17 protein-coding genes are annotated in these 20158 nt (G+C 29.9%); 11 read left to right on the top strand and 6 right to left on the bottom strand.

What is annotated here, in order from left to right:
• Window positions 1-82: 82 nt before the first annotated feature.
• From PBT91_RS05780 to PBT91_RS05790, 3 genes are read right to left on the bottom strand one after another with little or no spacing between them, the layout of a single operon-like run.
• Window positions 83-868 (bottom strand): ImmA/IrrE family metallo-endopeptidase, encoded by a 786-nt coding sequence (locus PBT91_RS05780; RefSeq protein WP_270060824.1) that lies wholly within the window; start codon window positions 866-868, stop codon window positions 83-85.
• Window positions 855-1193, bottom strand: a complete 339-nt coding sequence (locus PBT91_RS05785; RefSeq protein WP_270060825.1) for a hypothetical protein — start codon at window positions 1191-1193, stop codon at window positions 855-857. The genes PBT91_RS05780 and PBT91_RS05785 overlap by 14 nt, the downstream gene beginning before the upstream one ends.
• Window positions 1186-1866, bottom strand: a complete 681-nt coding sequence (locus PBT91_RS05790) for an RNA polymerase subunit sigma (protein WP_270060826.1) — start codon at window positions 1864-1866, stop codon at window positions 1186-1188. The genes PBT91_RS05785 and PBT91_RS05790 overlap by 8 nt, the downstream gene beginning before the upstream one ends.
• 137 nt (window positions 1867-2003) lie before the next feature.
• Here PBT91_RS05790 and PBT91_RS05795 point away from each other — a divergent pair, with 137 nt between their 5' ends.
• The 3 genes from PBT91_RS05795 (at window position 2004) to PBT91_RS05805 (ending at window position 5565) form a co-directional block, all read left to right on the top strand.
• Window positions 2004-2132: a hypothetical protein gene (locus tag PBT91_RS05795; protein ID WP_270060827.1), complete on the top strand. Its 129-nt coding sequence runs from the start codon at window positions 2004-2006 to the stop codon at window positions 2130-2132.
• Entirely contained in the window at window positions 2119-3363 is a 1245-nt protein-coding gene (locus PBT91_RS05800; protein ID WP_270060828.1) for a hypothetical protein, read from the top strand. The genes PBT91_RS05795 and PBT91_RS05800 overlap by 14 nt, the downstream gene beginning before the upstream one ends.
• Before the next feature lie 63 nt (window positions 3364-3426).
• Entirely contained in the window at window positions 3427-5565 is a 2139-nt protein-coding gene (locus PBT91_RS05805; RefSeq protein WP_270060829.1) for a KAP family P-loop NTPase fold protein, read from the top strand.
• Between the two features lie 358 nt (window positions 5566-5923).
• Here PBT91_RS05805 and PBT91_RS05810 read toward each other — a convergent pair whose 3' ends face one another.
• The 3 genes from PBT91_RS05810 to PBT91_RS05820 form a co-directional block, all read right to left on the bottom strand.
• Window positions 5924-6328 carry a hypothetical protein gene (locus PBT91_RS05810; protein ID WP_270060830.1) on the bottom strand — a complete coding sequence of 135 codons (405 nt, stop codon included), beginning with the start codon at window positions 6326-6328 and terminating at the stop codon, window positions 5924-5926.
• A gap of 867 nt (window positions 6329-7195) precedes the next feature.
• Window positions 7196-7492 carry a hypothetical protein gene (locus tag PBT91_RS05815; protein ID WP_270060831.1) on the bottom strand — a complete coding sequence of 99 codons (297 nt, stop codon included), beginning with the start codon at window positions 7490-7492 and terminating at the stop codon, window positions 7196-7198.
• 45 nt (window positions 7493-7537) lie between these two features.
• Complete coding sequence (locus PBT91_RS05820; protein WP_270060832.1) at window positions 7538-9187, bottom strand: HEPN domain-containing protein; 1650 nt, start codon at window positions 9185-9187, stop codon at window positions 7538-7540.
• Window positions 9188-9449: 262 nt separating this feature from the next.
• On the opposite strand from PBT91_RS05820, the gene PBT91_RS05825 reads away from it, so the two are divergent.
• From PBT91_RS05825 to PBT91_RS05860, 8 genes are all read left to right on the top strand, one after another.
• Window positions 9450-9857 carry a helix-turn-helix domain-containing protein gene (locus tag PBT91_RS05825; RefSeq protein WP_270060833.1) on the top strand — a complete coding sequence of 136 codons (408 nt, stop codon included), beginning with the start codon at window positions 9450-9452 and terminating at the stop codon, window positions 9855-9857.
• Between the two features lie 103 nt (window positions 9858-9960).
• The gene (locus PBT91_RS05830; RefSeq protein WP_270060834.1) at window positions 9961-10953 is read left to right on the top strand and encodes a hypothetical protein; all 993 of its coding nucleotides are present in this window, start codon (window positions 9961-9963) and stop codon (window positions 10951-10953) included.
• 143 nt (window positions 10954-11096) lie between these two features.
• The gene (locus tag PBT91_RS05835) at window positions 11097-12209 is read left to right on the top strand and encodes a hypothetical protein (RefSeq protein ID WP_270060835.1); all 1113 of its coding nucleotides are present in this window, start codon (window positions 11097-11099) and stop codon (window positions 12207-12209) included.
• Window positions 12196-12672, top strand: coding sequence for a three component ABC system middle component (locus tag PBT91_RS05840; RefSeq protein WP_270060836.1), 477 nt, complete (start codon window positions 12196-12198; stop codon window positions 12670-12672). Before PBT91_RS05835 ends, PBT91_RS05840 begins: the two co-directional genes overlap by 14 nt.
• Entirely contained in the window at window positions 12669-14600 is a 1932-nt protein-coding gene (locus tag PBT91_RS05845) for a DUF3732 domain-containing protein (protein WP_270060837.1), read from the top strand. Before PBT91_RS05840 ends, PBT91_RS05845 begins: the two co-directional genes overlap by 4 nt.
• A 405-nt stretch (window positions 14601-15005) precedes the next feature.
• Window positions 15006-16298: an SIR2 family protein gene (locus tag PBT91_RS05850; protein WP_270060838.1), complete on the top strand. Its 1293-nt coding sequence runs from the start codon at window positions 15006-15008 to the stop codon at window positions 16296-16298.
• A complete protein-coding gene (locus PBT91_RS05855) occupies window positions 16291-18324 on the top strand; it encodes an ATP-binding protein (protein WP_270060839.1) in 2034 nt (677 codons plus the stop codon). Before PBT91_RS05850 ends, PBT91_RS05855 begins: the two co-directional genes overlap by 8 nt.
• A gap of 279 nt (window positions 18325-18603) precedes the next feature.
• A complete protein-coding gene (locus PBT91_RS05860; RefSeq protein WP_270060840.1) occupies window positions 18604-18897 on the top strand; it encodes a hypothetical protein in 294 nt (97 codons plus the stop codon).
• The last annotated feature ends 1261 nt before the right edge of the window (window positions 18898-20158 follow it).

Here is a 20158-nt window from a genome sequence, read left to right on the forward strand (position 1 = left end):
ATCAATTGACTTGACTAAATGAAAACAATTTCACACTTTTCGAATTTAAATAAATTAATAGTTATAAATTGAAACTCTAAAATTAAAACCAAATGATACTCAAAGTTTTACTTTTATATGAGATGCAGTACTCGTTAACCAATAAATTAAAATCTTTTTGGGACACATGATTAAAAATATCAACTGCCCAAATTTTTTCTATCTTATAAGAGTCGTTATGAACCTTATTAAAATATTCTCCCATAACGGTATTCTCAGGAACTTTCTTTTCATATAATAAATATTTGTAAGGAAAATCAAGACTATAATATTTCCATTTTACATTGCCATTTTCAGAATAAACTATCATTAAGGGACAATTCCCAATGTCTGCATAACGAATAGCACAAGCAGTTAAACTAACATTGAAATTCAGCTTAAGATCATTTAACAGTTCTGGATTAAAATGTTTTTTATTTATAAACTTCTTAAATCTAGTCTCTGGCATTAAAAGATTAGATGCAAAATAATCGGCTTCTCTTTCAATTCGAGTAAATTGGTGATTGTTTAATTTAGACGGATGAGGTTCGAGAATACCTTCTTTTAATCCAATTCTATGAGTATCAATGAAATAATGCCCCAGTTCATGTGCTAAGGTAAACCTTGCTCTAGCTGTAGAAGGTTTATTTCCTCTATCCAAATTAATATGAATAAAGAACTGGCTATACTCGTAAATAGTCATCCCATCAAATGTAGCTGTATCATAACAATCATAAAAAACCTTAATACCCTCTTCTTCGACAATTCTTTCTAGATTAGTTTCAATTTCAGGATATTCGAGAGCAATTTCCTCAGCAAATTGCTTTATCTCTTGATTATTTATTATCATCTTTTTTATGCTTTTTGCGCATCTTATCGATGATACTTTGAGGTATATTTTTTGTTCCTTTTCTTGCGACCATTTTCAGTTCTTCAATTTCAGAATCTAACCGAACTATTCTTCCTTTATTATCAATAAATTTATCTAAAAAGGATTGCTCAATAATAGCTGCCGGATCAATTTTTTCAGATTTTAATTTAAAATCATAATCTTCATATAATTTATTGAATCTTCTTAATTCAAGTTCATTAAAGGGACATAAATACCCTGTTGAACGGAACCAGCTCTCTAAGTCATCAAGTTTAATCTTTTCAATGTGCTTAGACTTAGTCATTGTTTAAAAAATTTAGATAAAACTCAATTCTTTTTTCAGCCTGATTTTTATAGGTGTTGATTGATTTTTGGGTAATATTAAGATTATCTCTCAACTTTTCTAAAAGCAAACGGGGAAGTTTTTTGTTATCTTTTTCATATAACTTATAAGTAAAATAAATTACTTTATGTTTATGACTTAGTCCATCTAAAGTTCTTTCAATTGTCCTTAATTTGGCTTTCAACTCTCTTTTACTTTCTATATCAGTCACTCCCCAAGATTCTATATAATCATCTACGGAAGTTATGATTTTGTATTCCTGTTCGATTTCATCTTCCTCACATTTGTTTTCATTTCCGAATTTAATTATCTGCCTAAATATAATTGGATACATCCATATAAGTATTGCTTTTTCTGGATTGCGAGATTTAGCTATTTTAGAATTAAAAGTTGGATATTTCCAAACTCTACTAAAACAGCAATTTGCAATTCTCAAAGCTACAACTTCGTTATAATTAAATTTAGAACAATAAATTTCTGATTTTTCTAATATATCTCTTTCAAACCTAGCACAAAATTCAACAAATGCCTGAGCTGCTTCTGTTGGAAAATCTTTCTTCATTCCAATATACTCTAACAGCTCTATACTATTGATAGCTGTAAAATCAATTTTAGTTTTTTTAGACGTCTCCATTTATATACCAAAAAGGATATATCACTATCAGTATATAGATGAGGAAGTTCCTCATTTTACATCAAATGATATCAAATTAAATTCTATAACGGTAGGGTCTGATGTAAATTAAGTGAAATTTTTTAAAAAATAAAAGCATGGCTCAAGATTCAAAAGGAAGAAAGTACAATAGAATTCCGGCTTATACGAAAACTGTAAACGGAAAAACTATAAAAGTTTCAGAACACGTAAGAAGTAATAGAAAAGATAGTAATGGAAAAAAATAAATTAGATATTATGGATAATTTTAAAAAAAGAACACTGAACCCAAGTGATTTTCATACTGATGATAGTGGGATTGATGTAAATAGGCTTTTAACATTAATATCCGAAAGTGAATATATTAGCCACTTAAACGAATATTTTGATTTAAATAACCTTGATGAAAAATTCATCAATATTAAAGGATCATCTACTCTTTTTACTATTCTCAAATCATTAAACTCTAGATTTACAAAAATCGATTTAAAAAGTAATTTGAAAAATATTGAGTTTGATTACAAAGATCAATTTGGACTCTTATTTAACAATTTAAATACGAATGAGTACTTTGAAGAGATTAGCAAAGAATCAATTAAAGTTATCCCTATTCATTCAGGAGAAAGAGATTTTTTTTCGCACCTTTATAATATTGATAGATATGCCTCAAGTCTTCTCAGAAATGGTTATAATGACATTTTAAGCGAAAATTTAGAACGTTTAAAATCCAAAGCTGAGCATATTAAAAGATATAGACTTATTCATGATACCAAAGAGGATAATTTTTATTTAAGAGCGATTATATCTGAAGATAGATATTTTGATTACAATAATGATATAGCCTTCGTAATTGCTTTACTTAAACTCCACTATGAAAGTTTAATTTCTGATGTTAAATATGAAATCGCATTTTGTGAATTTAATGAATCTGCGATAAGAATATTCTTTAAAACAACTGAGTTAAAGGAAATTCAAGGTGTTGGTTATCTACAAAATACAATTCAGGTCTCTAATGATGAAACAAAAAAAGAAGCACTCAAATTTTCAACAGTAGCATCTATTTCATTTAAAAATAAAAATAATGAGGATAATAACATCTATATAAAACCTAAGGATATAAAAACAAAAGTTCTAACAATAAATCATGGAACTGGTCCTGAAAAGGCTTTTTATAACTTAAATGACTTCGCAAAATCAAAGGAAGTTTTTGAAACTTTATATGATGATGTTAAAGTTATCTCTAAAATAAAGGACCATGGACAGATTTTACACCTAATCAGAATTAAAATTGAGAACTCAAATACGGAGGAAATAAAAAAGAACAAGGAAGAATTAAAAAAGTTATTGATGGTTCAAATAAAAAATACTGCGGAGTTATTGGAGACCTTCAATAAATTAATAATGTTAGAGGGGTTAGAAATTGACGGAAAAGAATATTTAAGATATCTAGTATATGAAGCATTGATAGATCGGAAATAAAAGTTAAATTAATTATTTTAAAAATTTAAGATCAACTTTCTGAAAAAATAATATATCTCAACTTTGAATAAGAAAATATCATTTAATAGTAACAACCCAATAAATAATCCAGAAGAAGATTTTTTTAATTTTGAGCATTTTGCCCAAAAAATTAAGAAAATCATTCAAGGATATTCTTACAATTCAGAACCTCTCACCATCGGAATATACGGAAAGTGGGGTTCGGGAAAGACTTCTCTCTTAAGACTAATTGAAAAAGATATTGAACTTTTCAAGAAAAATAAAGATGATAAGCCATTTATAAAATTTCATTATAATCCTTGGCTATATCAATCTAAAGAAGAAATGTTGTTCGATTTTTTCGATACATTAAGTAGAAAACTTAATTATACTGATGATGAGCAATTAAAAAAAGCAGGTAAATTAATAAAAAAGTATAGTAGATATTTAAAGGCTGTAAAATTATCAGCCTCTGTTGGTATTCCTAAAGTTTTTAACGCAGGAATTTCAATTGAACCTTATGAAATATTACAAAGATTAGGTGAGGACTTAGAAGGAAATGAGAAAAGTTTAGATGATCTAAAAAATGAGGTCAATCATTCTTTAGATCAGTCATCAAAAAAAATTATAATTTTCATTGATGATGTAGATCGCCTAGATAAGGATGAAATTTTCACTTTATTCAAATTAATTAAAGTCAATGCGGATTTTAAAAATTTAGTTTTTTTAGTATGCTTAGATCCCGACTATGTGGCAAAGGCGATTCACAGTAGATATGGAAGCAAAAAACAATCTGGAATAGATTTTCTTGAAAAAATAATTAATATACCATTAGAACTACCTTTAATAGAAAAATCTGATTTGGATTACTTTGTTAAAGAAAAAGTGAAATCTATATTAGATAATAAATTTATTGATGAAGATAATAAGAATGAATTGATATATAGTCTCAGAGGAGACTATTTCAACTCGCCTCGTGAAATTATAAGAATTTTGAATTCATTTGCAGTATCATATTTTGCGATTGGAGAAGAGGTAAATTTGCACGATTTATTCTGGATTGAATATTTAAAAATCAAATATTTTAAGGCATATCAGATGATCAAAAATTATGCTCATAATCTGGAATCGAATTTTCCATTTGTGGAAACTATAGACTTTAATGATTTTTTATCTGAAAACAAAAATGAATCAGGCTTAAGAATGGAGCTGTCTAAAATGCGTAAAGCATATAAAGTGATTGATTTTTTATTTCCCATGAATAGAAATGGAACAATAATATCATTTCAAAATCAGAGGTTAAAACCATTACACATATTAGATTCTGAATTACGTATCAACCATGTTGATCATTTTGAAAAATACTTTTCTTTTCACACTAAAGGTAAAATATCAGAAATTACTTTTTCAAAATTACTTTCAGATATAAACCAAGATTTTACAGAAAAAAGCCTATCTCTCTTTAAAAATTTAAAGTCGAATGTTGAGGAGAGAAAAGTTGTTTATAGATTCAAAACAGAAATTGAAAAAGTTGCTGATAAAAGCAATAATAAATTACTAATATTCTTAGCTAAAAATATTAATACGTTTTCATCAATAGAAAATAGTGAAGGCGGTTTTGATATTGAAATAGTTAGATCAATAGCTAAAAGGTTAATTACAGATCCAACACAAGACGAAAATTATATTTTAAAAATTGCCAGTTATTTCAATAGCTCCCAGTTGACATATTTTATCGATATTATTAAGCAGGGTGGAAATATATCACTACTTAAAAAGCTAGAAATAAACTTAATCCATGATATTAAAAAGGAAGGTGAACAGTTTTATAAAAGAAAATATGTTGCTCATTTAATTTTAAAAATTTGGTCGGAAAATAATCATAAAGAGTTAGAAGACTATTTAATAAGTAGCTTTTTCAATAAAGATAATATTTATTCATTTTTCAAAATTTTTCCTCATTTCTGGAATGAAAAAATATATGGTGCTTTTAGACAAGATAATTACATTTATCTAACTAAGAGATTAAAGCAAAATGGTCAAAGATTTTATCATAAAATAAAAAGTATTATTCCTGAATTGAATAATATAAACTCATTGGATGATATTGATTTGGAATGGGACGATTATAAAGATAATTCAGGTCTAGATCATTCTAAGCAATTTATATATTGGCATTTAAAAAATATGAAAAATGAATAGCAAGAGGATAACACGCAGAGCGATGTTATAACTATTCATGATACTGATTTTTAATACTTTATGATTTATTCGTTAAATGTTTTTTACTAAATTTCCAGTAAAAACTCTGGGAAGCCCTATAAACAGGCAATTTTTTACAGTAAAAATTAGTAAAAAATGAAATTGTATGTATCTATTGAACAATCCTCACCATATTTCCTTTCACTCTGTTGCAGTCAAAACGATTCGTCGAAATGGTCTTGAACATAAGCCAAAAGCAAACAAAAATGCTAATAGATTGAAGCGGAATATTTACTTTTGGCTCACGTTCGCCTGAGCAGCATTCTGATTTAATTGAAGAAACTCACGATCTAATTTATTATGAAAGCCAAATTTTTAATGCTTCAAATAGTTCTTTATTCGATGTGGAGAAATGATTATAGTTACTTATCAGATAAATATATTCAGGTTTTTCTTGGCTTCCATTTTGGTATTGTATTCTGATTGGCTGCCAAAAAAAAGAAGACCGAACTTGAAAACGAGAATAGATTTTATCATAACCTAAATAGAGTTGTGTAATTAGATGCCTATATAATACTATTTCTACATTTTCATCTTTCTGTTTATCAAAGCCTCTAAAGATGAAATGATCTGAGAGAATTTCTGCTCTTCCAGAATATCGATGTATAGGAGGAGAAAACATGCTATGCGAAATTATCCAATCCAACCAATTTCTTTTCTTGAAATCAGTATCATAAATGATTAAAAGATTCTCGATAGTCATTTGATATCTTTGGTGAGTAAACTACGATTTGAATTTAATAAATTATAATTGACCCTCCGTATTCATTTGAGAGATAAAATCGAAAAAATGAATAGCAAGAGGCTAACACGCAAAGCGGTGTTGTTGTTTTATAACATACTCATATTTAGATATTTAAAAAATATCTCTTTCGACATATTTGACGCAAATTTCGACAGAGGCTCTCGGAAGTCCGATAAATAAAGAGTTTGGTGCAGCGAATTTGACGTAAAAGGAAAATTCAGCTATAATTTGGGTAGTCCTCACCCTATTTCCCTTCACCATGTTGCAGTCAAAACGGTTCGTCGAAATGGTCTTGAACATAAGCCAAAAGCAAACAAAAATTTTATTGGATTGAAGCGGAATATTTGCTTTTGGCTCACGTTCGCTTTAGCAACATTTCGGTATGGTTGACCGATCTAAATTTCACAGCTAGAAGATTACTTTGAAATTTGCAGCCTTACCTTTTTGATCTCAAAAGAACAGGATTTAGGACTAGCGGGCGCATAAACCGGTCAGCTTCGCTTTCCTATTTATAGCCCTTTTCCTAATCCTAAATCCTGTAGAAGAATCCATATCAAAAAGGTAATGTGACGGCTCTAAAAGAAGTAAATGAAATAATCCTAAAGCCTATTTCATTTAATCTTTGGTAATGCTTCAAGGGAACTAAAAAGGCAAATGCTCTGGATAAAAAAAGTAAATGGAATCAAATAATCCTTTCCCTTAAACATCTCTTTTTTTTAATTGCGACCAGGGGGAGCAATCAAGATTGTGTCCACAGACACACATCTTGAATTAGCACTCAATTTGTTTGTTTTCAAAAATATTTGAGATTTAAAAACCTCTAAATCAACACTTCTTCTTTTCTAAAAAACTTCGAACTTCATCTAATAAAGCTCCTTCTTTCGAAGGAATCAATTGTAAAATTAATTCCAGCATTAATTGAATATCTGGTTCGTGATGGATATAGGGTGATGAATCTTTCGGGTTATAATATAAGGCATTAATAGATAGTTTGAGCAAGTCCTGAATGGTATTAAATAGTTCGTTGTAACTGAAAAACTCAATTTCTGTTTTGTAATGTTTATGTTTATTCGAAACTTGAAGCTTATCAAATGCTGTTTTGGATATTTTTCGTAATCTCATAAGCTCCTTTTTATCTGACTTTTTCATAGAGTTCACATTAAAAAATTATACAATTACTTCTACGCAGTGAATTTTCCGTAAACGCTCTAGTTCTATGGCTACATCTCTATGCGCTTTAGCCATGAAATTTTCTGTGACTTTGAAGGCAGTTTCTATATCCTCTTTTTTTAATATTTCGCTTGTAGTCCGTTTTAATAGTCTGGGTGCAGTTCTTAATAATTCATACGAATACTGATTTGAAAATGACTCTGAGAATATGAATACATCCGGAGCCGATGAAAAATTACTGCATAAATGAAGTAGATAATCTAAAGAGTAATGGACAGGCTTATATTCCCAGAACACATAAAGCATCCCTAAACATAATTGTTCGATTGCCGTATGGAGTATTTGAAGCTTTGTAATTGTTCCTTCCGGCATTTCACCGTAAGCATCCACTAAAGTTTCCATGAAGTAAGAAGCGCGATCATAATGTGTTTGCCAAACCTTCAGAATCTTTTCAAATGTTTTTTTATAATAAGTTATTTCATACCTCTTAAAAGATGAGCTACACTCACTATATACTGGTAAAGCTTTATCCAAACAATGTTGTAAAAAATAATAGCCACGATCAAGCAAAATGGATACATCCATTACAGTGTATTGAATAAGGAAAACTTTACAATCTTGTAATTGGCAATTCATACGATCCATAATAGTTGAAATACTATCTTCAAGATCATTATTGGTAATTACCACCAGCGTAAATATTGATTTTTCTGATATTTGACTATTCTTTTGTTTGAAATGATTTTGTTTGTCGATCTTCGTCATGCGACTTCCCATCAAGTAGGCTGTATGCAAATCAAGTTCATGTTTTAATGTTTCGAGTACAGCCACTAATTTCGGTTCACTTGAAGTCGGGTGATTAGTGCTATTTAAAACCGGCGACGTCAAACTTTTCACCTGTATTTCATGAAAGCAATTATTAAGGGATTTTCGAAGCTTTTGCTCCAATTCTGCTGCTTTAGTTTGAATCACTTCTAAATCCTCTAAAGAAATAGTGAATTCTTCATAACGTGCCGCTATATATGATTTGTCCAATAGGGTAAGGATTCTGTTATCATTCTCATCTTCTATATTGAAAATACGGAGCTCTCTATAGAATCTTAGTACATATTGCTGTTGCTGAGCGATAGAATGACATACCTTAGCCTTTCCCAATAAAAATAAGCCAGCGGATCTATAAAGTAATTCGATGTATTGGTGGAGCATAAAACAGGCTTGTTTTAAATTTGATTGCTCCTTATAAAAAGGAACTCCCTTATTAAAGGAAATTGCCTTTTCTAATTCCATTTTGAAATTTAGTTTTATAGATTCCAATAGCTCCGCTGAATAATATGGTTGGTCTACAGTTGCTTCAGGATTAGTGTCATTTTTTAAAACAAGCTGTTCGCTTATACAGCGCAAAAGAAAAAACGGATTGTTTAGTTTTATTTGCTCTTGATAATACTCTAACGAAAATAGTTGGAATGTAAAATTTTCTTTTTCCACGAGGTTCAATAAAGCCTTTTTTTTCTTTGACCAGGTACCTTGATAACTGTAGGAGCAAATAATAATCAAGAAATCTCTATATTGATAGATAAATAAAGTTTCAACGATACTGGTAATTGCAGTAACGATCTTTTTAATATCTAAGGACTGTAAATTTTTCATAGCGGTAAATTTTAAAGTTGATAATGAGGATTTCCGTAATTTGGGCTAACGCAAATTCGATAACTTTGGGTGGATGCAAGTTGGTACGCATAGATCAAAAGGTTTTAAAGTGAAACTTCAACGATGGTCAATGAGCCTTCAAGTTTTAAAAAGAAGCGACCGTAGCGAACCAAAATGACCAGTAAAAAACAATAGAGAGCTTGTTTTTTACTCCAAAGGGTGATGAGCGAAACTTTTAAAAAGAATGTTTATCTTTGAGATTATGAGCACAGCAACAAAAAACAGTCATATCGGTAGAAAAATCAGCCGAATCAGAGAACTTCGAGGAATGAAGCAAGAAGCCCTTGCCGCAGAATTAGGGATTAGTCAACAAAGTGTATCCAGTTTGGAACAAAGCGAGCATATTGAAGATGAAAAGCTTGAAAAAGTGGCTAAAGCTTTAGGGGTAAGTAAAGAAGCTATCGATAATTTTAGTGAAGAAGCTATTTTAAATATTATTGGCAATACATACCATGTAGATAATTCCTCCGCAGTAAATTATGGTTGTACATTCAATCCGATCGATAAACTAGTTAGCGCATATGAAGAAAAAGAAAAGCTTTACGAGCGTTTACTTGAAGCTGAAAAGGAGAAAGTGGCTTATTTAGAGAAACTTTTAGATAAGAAATAGTGAAGAACAAAATATATAAGATTTGAAAAAAGTGTCGATAATCGGATTAATACTCCGGTAAATCGGCACTTTTTTATTTATAATGACTGTTATTCAAAATACTATGAATTACGATAATGAAATAAAATTAGCAAAAGAAAAAGACGCTATCAAATCCGGAGATATATTTGATTTTAGAGAAACTCCGTTTGAAGATTTATGCACTGACTATTATAAATTTTGCAGACAACATCTAAACGACAATATAGAAATATATAATATTGAACCAACAGTTTTTGTCTATACTGGATTTTATGACTCTAATGCTTGCGCGCAATATAAAAATGATGCTTTTTCAATACAGATTAATGTAGGCTTAATAAAAAAATGCCAAGACAATTATTTACAGAATAAGGAATTTGATGAATATCTAGAGAAACATCATTCTGATATAATTAAGCATTTTGATAATCCAATAACTGGATTAGCTTTTCAAATTGCGACACAATTTACATATTACCACGAATTTGCTCACTTGATTCAATTTGAAAAAAAGAGAGAGAATATATCATTACAAGAACGTTTTGTAGAAACGTCTACTTATGACCAAGTTAAACAACATATGGAAACAAATGCGGATACTCTTGCTTCTATTGCAATAGCTAGCCATATCCAGCAATATATTAAAAAAAGCTTTGGAGATAATATTAGTGAGGAAAATGTAGAACTTACGATCATTATTCTATGCTCTTGTCTACTCAACCATATAGCAAATTTTTATGAGGACCTTCCAAATATTTACTACAAAGAACATAAGCATCCGCATCCATTTCTTCGATTGTTTACTGTAAACCTAAATATTATAAATTATCTAAATCAAAGTGAGTTTTTTAAAAAGATGGGCATTGATATAAACATCAATAAAGTTTTTAAAAGTGTATTGGATTTTTACGAGGAACTTGAAAAGAATAAAATATTTGAAACCAAAATCACCGAAACAATGACAAACGCTTCTAAACAACAAAAGGAGATAGTACAGTATATGGGAGATTTAATTCAATATGATGTCCAAGATTACAATGATGCTGTGGAACAATGGAATAAGCACTTTGCATAAGTCGGTTCATCACAAATAACAGGTGTTATATAAAAAGTGTAATTTTAGAAACCAGGCAAGAAAATGGTTAATCCGACAAGTTCACATCCCTACTCCCGTAACTTGCGTAACCGTAGTATACATTTTAAGAAACCAATCACAATATGAGTTCAAAATCTGATGCTTCTACTAAAATATTAGGATTTAAATATCAAGAAATGGTTGCTTTAAAAGAATGTTTTGAAGCTAAAGACGGTACTAAAATTTATTTAGAATGTTTGGGAGATGTTTCAGATGGAACGACATCTCTAGAAGTTAAACATTCGATTAAAGATGATAAAAAATTAATTGACACACATACTGACTTCTGGAAAACTCTATCTAATATATTAACAGAATATGATACGTTTCGTTTTTATGATAAATTCATTTTACACACTACAGCAGAAGTAAAACAAGGATCAATCTTTGAAAAATGGAATGATTTAAACAAATCTGAAAAGATCAATAAAATTATTACGGTAAAATCAAATGACAGCATAAAATCATATTTCGACATTGTAAATGCGTTTGATAAAAAAAAGTTAGAAAGCATTCTTAGTAAATTTGAAATAAAAGCAAATCAAGAGTCAGCAAAAGAATATTACAAAGATATTTTATTAGAACATCCAGCAGTTACAAGTCATATAGAATCAAAAAACAGAGAAGAATTTATATGTTTTCTATTTGGTTATATTTCTCTTCAGCTAATCAATTCAACAGATTACATTTGGGAAATTGTAATAGACTCCTTCAGAGAAAATTCAAGAGCGTTTGCTAATAACTACAAAATTGCAGATTTGAATTTTCCAATTTCAAAAGCTACTACTGACATTTCAACAAAAGATAATTTTCATTTTGTAAAAATTTTAGAAAAAATCCAATATGATATAAAAATTGGTAACTCAATGAGTAATTATTTAAAGGCTTCTGAAAGCCAAATGAAAATGATTGAAGCAAGAACCAGTTTGTCTGAAAATCTTGATAACTACGATGATGATATTAAAGATGTTATTCTTGAACTTAAAGATAGTCACTTAGACCAACTAACTGATAAGTGCGACACCAATGAAAAATCAAGACGTTTTTTTGATGATAGTATTAGTCAAATTTCTTCAAAAACAACAATAGAAGGTGTAAGAAATATAAGATCATATTACCCTAAAGGTCGATTACTACATAATGTAGAAATTAAATCTATTGATATTAATCTAAAATCAGAAGATGAGAGCAAGTGATATAGAAAGGTTAGTATTTTCACCGTTTCATACTAGTAAAATTTTACATCACTTTTTAAGTGGTGCAAAATCTGTTAATTCAAAATGTATAAAGACCGAATTAGTATATCTTTTATTACCATTTATTTACAATAATCAAATTCAAAGTAAACTAAAAAATTTAAAAGCAAATTCTAAATTCAATGCTTTTATTGTCAACGCAGATTTTGATATTTTCATTAGCTCTCTAAATCAAAGAATAAATGACTATCGTAAAACTACAAACACCTCTATTATTCTTCTTGCTAATGAAATCGATTTAGATATAAATGAATTTTTGATTCCAAAGACTGAAATTCACTATAGAGAAGAAAATGATATTTACTTAAAGCCTATTTATAAATCAGCTTATAATTTAGGTGTTATTTTAGGAAAGGAACAGTATTTATCAGTATTTAAAAAACTTAGAATTATAGAAATATGAGTACAACTATAAAACAAATAGTCATTTTTAATGATACTGGGAATAAGCGTCACATTCCTTTCAATGATGGGCTAAACATCATAACTGGCGATTCTAAAACTGGCAAAAGTGCACTTATTGAAATAATTGATTATTGTTTATTTTCATCAAGGTCAAGTGTTCCTGTTGGTAAGATAACTGATTTTGCAAATTTATTTGTAGTTGTTTATAAAGTAAATGAATTCTACATTGTTATTGGTCGTCCCGGATCAAATACAGGGAATATGAGAAGTGCATACTTAAAAATTGAAACTGACTATAAAACAATTGAAGATATTAAGTATGATTATTTTAATGACATATCATTAAAACCAATTAAAAATGATGTTCAAACTGAATTTGAAGAAATACTTGGTTTATCATTAAAAAATTTGGAATCAGATTACGAGAATTTCGGTAAATTATCGATTAGAGACACAGTTTCTTTCCTTTTTCAACATCAAAACTTAATTGCAAATAAACATTCACTATTCTATAGATTTGATGAAATAGCCAAACGTAAAAGAGTTATTCAAGCCTTACCTGTCTTATTAGGTATAGTAGATAGCGAATATTATCAGCTAGTAAAACTAATTAAAGAAACTGAAAGGAAAATAAAAGCTGAAGAAAAAATCCTAGCTCGACTTCAAGAAAAAAAATCAAATCAAATAGATAATATTAGAGACCAAATACAAATTTATTATACAATGTTAGATCTTACATTAGAAGAAGGACTTTCATTACGAGAATTAAAAAAGATAGGTCTTAATCTACCTATTCCGCCAAAAATACTCACAGACCAAACAAAATCATTTACTAAACTAGCTCAATTAGAAAATGAAAGAGAAGTGCTCTATGTTGAGAAAAATGCAATTGAAAATGCTATTTCCAGTCTTCTATCAAATTCAGAAGATAGTTTAGATTATGCAAAACATCTAAAACAAACCAATGCTAAGCAAAAATACAATACTTCAATTGATGAACTAGCTTGCCCTTTGTGCAACAATTCAGTTTCAGATATAAGTGAGAATATTAAAAATTTAAATGAATCAAAAAGTAAATTAATTGAAGAACTAACTAAAGTTAATACATTTTCAAAAGACAGTACCCAGATCATTGAGAAATTTAGAAAAGATAGAAAAGATATAATAACCAAAATAAAATCAATATCCAGCAACATTGAAATACTTACAAAAGAAAATGTTGATATCGAAAAAATAAAAGGAAAAAGAGAATCAATAATACACCAAAAAGGTGTGTTAGAAACGACAATAAAACATCTTTTAGAATCTAACGATTTATCTAAGTTCAATGGTGATTTAAAGGCTTTAAAAGAACAATTAAAAGAGTACAATAAAAGAATTTCAAAATACAAGAACATCAAGCAATTCAAAGCAGAAACTGAACTATTTATAAAAGAACAAATGGATAGAATTGCAAGTAAACTAGATTTTGAAGAAGAACTTAAACCTATTGATTTTCACTTTAATATTGATGATTTTAGTTTTTATCATAAACACAAATCAGATAAAATAAGATTATATGAAATGGGAAGTGGAGCAAATTGGTTAGCCTGTCATCTTTCTTTGTTCTTATCTTTCTTGCATTTATCTTGTAGCAATTCTAAATCTATAATTCCGTCATTTTTAATGATAGATCAACCAAGCCAAGTATATTTTCCAAGAACTGCTAAAAAAAGTGAATTAGACTCTGAAGACGTGGAAAATTATGATGAAAACATTAAACAAGTAATCAACATATTTACTGTTTTAAATGAGGAAATCCAATTAATATATAAAAATACAAAAGTTAAACCTCAAATTATAGTATTAGAACACGCTAAGGAAAATGATTTTAAGGAATATATAATTAGAGATTGGATAAAAAGTGAAGGTGGGGGATTAATATAAAAACGGCATACAATAACTTATATAAAAACAGTGATTTAATAGCTTAATAGAAAGAATATGAATAAATTAAAGGTTGACTATAATCCGAAAACTCAGTGCTTAAAATCCGTTACTTTACTTATACAAAACCGTAACATTTCATGCGAAGAGAGATACAGTCAATGTATGTAAAATAAGAAATAAGTCAAAATATAATTCAGAAGATACGCAATGGGGGTAAAAGAGTGGAGAATACTGAATATTAAACCGTAGAAAAACTTAATGATTTTAAATTATGATGTTTTTTGATATGCCAGACGATATAGTTATACTTAAAAGTAATTACATTCTTAAGTCATGAGATATAAAGGAGTTTGAAATGTATAGATATATGATAATCAGTACAAAGCAGTAAAAATAGCTATTATGACAGTAGATGAAAACTGGAGAGGTAAACACATATTAAAACTTAGGGATTATAAAGAACCGACAGTTATTGAAGACCCAGATTCTGATGAATTAAGAAATGTAGTTGAACCATGGTTGACTGCTTTGTTTCAAAGTGAGCATTTATCTCTTCTAACAGGTGCAGGAATTTCTTCTGCTGTTCATTATATGGCAACAGGAACAGCAGGTGCAGGAATGGGCAATATGAAACTTTCTGCATTTGCTGACGAAATAAAACATATCTCAGAGGAATCAGCTAAAAAATCAGGAAGAGGTGAAGCAAATATTGAAGATGAAATTCGAACCTTGAATGAATTAATTAGAGGCTTAGAAATAATTTCATCTTTAGACCTTGTTGGTGATAGTGAAGAAACTAATAAACTTAAAGCACTAAAAGTCGATTTAGAAGATGGGATTACAAATTTTGCAAATACAGTTTTAGAATCGGAACGCAATGTTGTTACTTCTGATAAAGATGAACCTGCAGAATATTTAATGAACTTCATACTAAGTTTTGCAAGTAGAATAGCTACAAGAGAACGCTTAAACTTATTTACTACTAATTATGATAGAATTACAGAATTCGGTGCAGAACTTGCAGGGCTGCACTTAATTGATAGGTTTGTTGGGAGTATTTCTCCAATCTTTCGTTCTTCTAGATTAAACATTGATATACATTATAATCCTCCTGGAATTCGAGGAGAGCCTAGATATTTAGAAGGAGTAGTAAATTTCACAAAACTACATGGCTCATTAGATTGGATAGAAAAAAACAATCTTGTCAGGCGTTTTGCATTACCTTATGGCGCTGAAAGCATTAAAGATTACAGCCAAGAAGGAAGTCTAATGATTTATCCCAACTCTTCGAAAGATAGGGAAACATCAGAATACCCATATGTTGAACTATTTAGAGATTTAGCAAGCTCCATTATTAGACCTAATTCTACTGTTGTAACATATGGTTATAGTTTTGGAGACGACCATATAAATAGGGTATTGATTGATATGCTAACAATACCTTCTACTCATTTGGTAATTATAGGATTTGATGATATTGGAGATAGGATAAAGAAGTTTTACTCCAAAGCTAAACGACCAGTCCAAATAACATTGTTATTAGGTTATCATTTTGGTGATTTAAAAACATTAGTTGATAATTACTTGCCAAAACCAGCAATAGATAGAACAACCTACAAAATGGCTGATTTGCTAAAGGCACGTGGAACCGTAGCTCCAATAGTGAACCAGAATAAAGAAGATGAAGATGAGTAGGACGCCAATAGAGAATCATGCTTCACTTAGAGTTGGAGTTGTTGAGTTTGTATCTCCTGACGAAATAAAAGTTCAATTGGATTTAGATGCTCCAGATGGAATTTCTGCAAATGCAGGTGTTCCAAGAGAATTTCCACGTATAAATAGCTATGTTTTAATTCCGAACGAGGGAGGAAGTATAGTTTGTCAAGTTGAATGGATTGCTGTTGAACGCTCACCTTTCCCAAAGAGAAAAGGATATCAAGATTATGGTTTAATAGATTTGCCATTTCCGATTAGGAAAATGAAATTAGCCCCTTTAGGAATCCTTAAAATGCCAACAAAGGATAGTTTTAAATTCCAAAGAGGTGTACATTCATTCCCAAGCATTGGTTCTCCTGTATTAATACCAACAGATTTGCAATTAAAATCTATAGTTGAATCAGGCTCTAACCGTAGAGTTTATATCGGTAATAGCTCACTGACAGCAAATGCAGAAGTGAAAATAGACCCAGACAGGTTATTTGGAAGACATTTGGCAGTTCTAGGTAACACTGGTAGTGGTAAATCTTGTACTGTGGCAGGTTTAATTCAGTGGTCTATCGAAGCTACTGGTCAGGGAGATAACACGAATGCCCGTTTTATTATTTTAGACCCTAATGGCGAGTATTCTAAGGCGTTTAAAGATAAAGCCACTGTTTTAAAAGTTGGAGATGAAGAAAATGGGTTGAACGTTCCGCTGTGGTTGTGGAATAGTTCAGAATGGAGTTCTTTTACACAGGCTAGTACTAAAGCTCAATTACCATTACTTAAGCGTGCTTTAAGGGCAATGAGAAATGAACAACTTGAACCTTCTGAGGATAATTTAATTGTTGCTAAAAGATACGCTGGAACAGTTTTGACAGCTCTTAGACATGAAAAAAGTAATGGTTCTCCATGGGGGAATTTTCCAAAACCAAAGCATTTCTATGAACTTGTTATAAGCTGGAAAACAGGATTTGACCATATAAAATCCTCAATTGAGGATGATATAGAAGAGTTAGATGAATTTATTGAGTGTTTAGATGGATTTCTTAATGAACCTGAACGTACAAAACAATACGCGAATTTTAATTCTAATCTACAAGAAGTTGATGATATGATTGATTCGCTTGTTGAAGCATATGAAGCTTTGGGAGGTAATGAAAATGAATTATTACCTCGAAATGAGGATATTCCGATACCATTTGATGGGGATGTTTTTGTAAGCTATCTTTCTGCTCTTGCTCAGCAAACAGGTAATGAACAATACCTTGAATTTTTAATCGCCAGAATAAAAACAATGTTGGCAGATTCAAGAATGGATTCAATAATTGGTAATAAAACTGACATTGAGTTAGACAAATGGTTGGAAAAATATCTTGGTTCAGACAAAAAAACATCTTTTACGATAATTGACCTATCATTAGTTCCATCAGAAATAGTCCATGTAACAACAGCTGTTATTTCTAGAATTGTTTTTGAGGCATTACAACGCTACAGAAAAATAAATGGTAAAAGTTTACCTTCTGTGCTTGTAATGGAGGAAGCTCATTCTTTTATTACCAGATATAATGATAATAATGAAGGTAACTCTTCATCTACATGTACTAAAGTATTTGAGAAAATTGCTAGAGAAGGAAGGAAATTCGGATTGGGCTTAGTTCTCTCTTCTCAGAGACCTTCGGAATTATCCCCAACAGTTCTTTCGCAGTGTAATAGTTTTATCATGCACAGGATTAGTAACGACAGAGACCAAGAGTTAGTTGGAAAGTTATTACCTGACAATTTTAAAGGACTTTTAAAAGAATTACCATCACTGCCTTCGCAAAGAGCAATTCTTTTGGGTTGGGCATCTGAATTACCAATACTATTAAAAATTCGTGATTTAGAGAAAGAACAACGTCCTCAATCTGACGACCCTGATTTTTGGGATGTCTGGTCTGGAGAAGATAGCGATGGAAAGAAAGTGAAAAGAAATATAGATTGGAAAACAATTGCTGATGATTGGCAGGAGAAATATGAATAATTTTTAAGCTTATCATTCACAACCATACAAATTACCAGGTCGCTCAAAGAAACTAATAGACCAATCGAAACTTGGCAAAAAGTATGGCTGTCCCAAGCGCGGATAGACTGAAGAAAAAAATCACGACAATCTACAAAAAATATACTTAATAAGGGGCGATCTGATAAATCTGAATATTAAAGCATTTAAAAACATTGTAACGTTTTGATAGTGCAGTGCTTCGAAATACCGCAATACGCAGATTCCTGCCGTTATGAACAATAAAAATAAACTATGTGTATGGAATTAGAAAATTTAATTTTACTTAAAGATATAATTCTTCCAATAGCGACAGTTGCTGTTGTATTTACTTGGAGAACTCTATACATTCAAAAAAAGCACAACATAAAATCTATAATACCAATCGGTAAAATACGAATTGGGGACTATGAAAGTAATATATACATCAGAATTGATAATTCGGGCATTGGTCCTCTTATTTTTCAAAAACTGTTTTTAAATGGAGTTAAAATCCCTGCAAATAAAATGTTAATTGAAAGTATACCAAACAGTAGAAGAAATAACATCAGCTGAAAAATTTTACAGGGAATTATTTTAATCGGACAATTCCAGCAGGTCAAAATTTAGAACTAATACGTTGGACACTCGAAACCGATTTCGAAAAGACCGAATCTCAGATTTCAGAAACAAAAAGTAATATTCGAGATACTTTTCAAAATTGGAATTTAAGAATTGAGTATACAGACATTTATGATAGCCAAACCTTTTCTGATGAATTAAATCTATCTTGGTTTGGAAGAAATATCAAATAAAGCGCATAACAATACATATAACTCAAAATATGTAATTGCTATCATCAGGATTTTGCTCCATAGCCAGCGTTGATTAGATGGTGCAGGAAAGTGCCTCAATACCTTCAAAAGCCATATCCAAACCGTTAACATTAATTTTAAACAATGTTAGGAATCAAATTAAAATCGATAGAACATTGGCACGAATTAATTTAAAAAAATATAGATTGAATTATTAAAAATTTCGTGGTCAAAGAGATTCTACATAGAAAATAATACCAAAAGAAAGAAGAAAAGAATTTTTAGATCAAAATGATAAAATTAAATTTATGCAATGGAAGAAGAGCAAAAGTTTACCTGAAAAATAAAGGACTTGACTATTGGGAATTACTATCTATAGCTCAACATAAAGGATTACCAACGGATTTCTAGTTTAGTCACAAAATCCGTTGGTAGCTCTTTTCTTTTACTGGTTTAAAAATATAGAAAGTGAAGGCGCCATTTTTACTTTTTCACCGACTAAATACAAAAAATAAAAAACCATTTGAAGAAAAATCATAAATTATCTTTTAGAGTTTATTGAAACCACATAAAAGCTTCTTATAAATTATACTGTTTAAAACTTAATCTTAATAGTATACTTTTCTTTAAATTTGTAGAAATGAAGTACCAAAACGACTTCAATAATATGTTCTGATTATAATGTGAGTTAATCGTGAGTTTCGGAATAGGAAACCATGGTAAACCGTATGAATACTGCGGATTACAGAATGTTACAAGCGTCCTGTCATCCCGACTTAGGCCATATATAAATGGCATCAAAAACCTTGTTAATCTATTGATTTTCAAGGTTTTTTTACTTTTAAGGTACTTTATCATATCATTTGCAATCATTAAAAATGAGTCCGATTCGGTGACCTATTCGGTGACCTTTTTTTAAGTATATTGTAGCTCATATTGATTTGACTTTCGTTTTCACGCCTTTTTGTCTAATTTGAAAACGAAACACTATGAAAAATGCCGTAAGTTTTGGAATACGTTTT

The organism is Zunongwangia sp. HGR-M22, assembly GCF_027594425.1.
Taxonomy (GTDB): Bacteria; Bacteroidota; Bacteroidia; order Flavobacteriales; family Flavobacteriaceae; genus Zunongwangia.

Excerpts from the sequence above, each read along its gene's own strand:
- PBT91_RS05780 (WP_270060824.1), bottom strand. The coding sequence starts at position 868 with ATGATAATAAATAATCAAGAGATAAAGCAATTTGCTGAGGAAATTGCT.
- PBT91_RS05785 (WP_270060825.1), bottom strand. The coding sequence starts at position 1,193 with ATGACTAAGTCTAAGCACATTGAAAAGATTAAACTTGATGACTTAGAG.
- PBT91_RS05790 (WP_270060826.1), bottom strand. The coding sequence starts at position 1,866 with ATGGAGACGTCTAAAAAAACTAAAATTGATTTTACAGCTATCAATAGT.
- PBT91_RS05795 (WP_270060827.1), top strand. The coding sequence starts at position 2,004 with ATGGCTCAAGATTCAAAAGGAAGAAAGTACAATAGAATTCCGGCTTAT.
- PBT91_RS05800 (WP_270060828.1), top strand. The coding sequence starts at position 2,119 with ATGGAAAAAAATAAATTAGATATTATGGATAATTTTAAAAAAAGAACA.
- PBT91_RS05810 (WP_270060830.1), bottom strand. The coding sequence starts at position 6,328 with ATGACTATCGAGAATCTTTTAATCATTTATGATACTGATTTCAAGAAA.
- PBT91_RS05815 (WP_270060831.1), bottom strand. The coding sequence starts at position 7,492 with ATGAGATTACGAAAAATATCCAAAACAGCATTTGATAAGCTTCAAGTT.
- PBT91_RS05820 (WP_270060832.1), bottom strand. The coding sequence starts at position 9,187 with ATGAAAAATTTACAGTCCTTAGATATTAAAAAGATCGTTACTGCAATT.
- PBT91_RS05825 (WP_270060833.1), top strand. The coding sequence starts at position 9,450 with ATGAGCACAGCAACAAAAAACAGTCATATCGGTAGAAAAATCAGCCGA.
- PBT91_RS05830 (WP_270060834.1), top strand. The coding sequence starts at position 9,961 with ATGAATTACGATAATGAAATAAAATTAGCAAAAGAAAAAGACGCTATC.
- PBT91_RS05835 (WP_270060835.1), top strand. The coding sequence starts at position 11,097 with ATGAGTTCAAAATCTGATGCTTCTACTAAAATATTAGGATTTAAATAT.
- PBT91_RS05840 (WP_270060836.1), top strand. The coding sequence starts at position 12,196 with ATGAGAGCAAGTGATATAGAAAGGTTAGTATTTTCACCGTTTCATACT.
- PBT91_RS05845 (WP_270060837.1), top strand. The coding sequence starts at position 12,669 with ATGAGTACAACTATAAAACAAATAGTCATTTTTAATGATACTGGGAAT.
- PBT91_RS05850 (WP_270060838.1), top strand. The coding sequence starts at position 15,006 with ATGACAGTAGATGAAAACTGGAGAGGTAAACACATATTAAAACTTAGG.
- PBT91_RS05855 (WP_270060839.1), top strand. The coding sequence starts at position 16,291 with ATGAGTAGGACGCCAATAGAGAATCATGCTTCACTTAGAGTTGGAGTT.
- PBT91_RS05860 (WP_270060840.1), top strand. The coding sequence starts at position 18,604 with ATGGAATTAGAAAATTTAATTTTACTTAAAGATATAATTCTTCCAATA.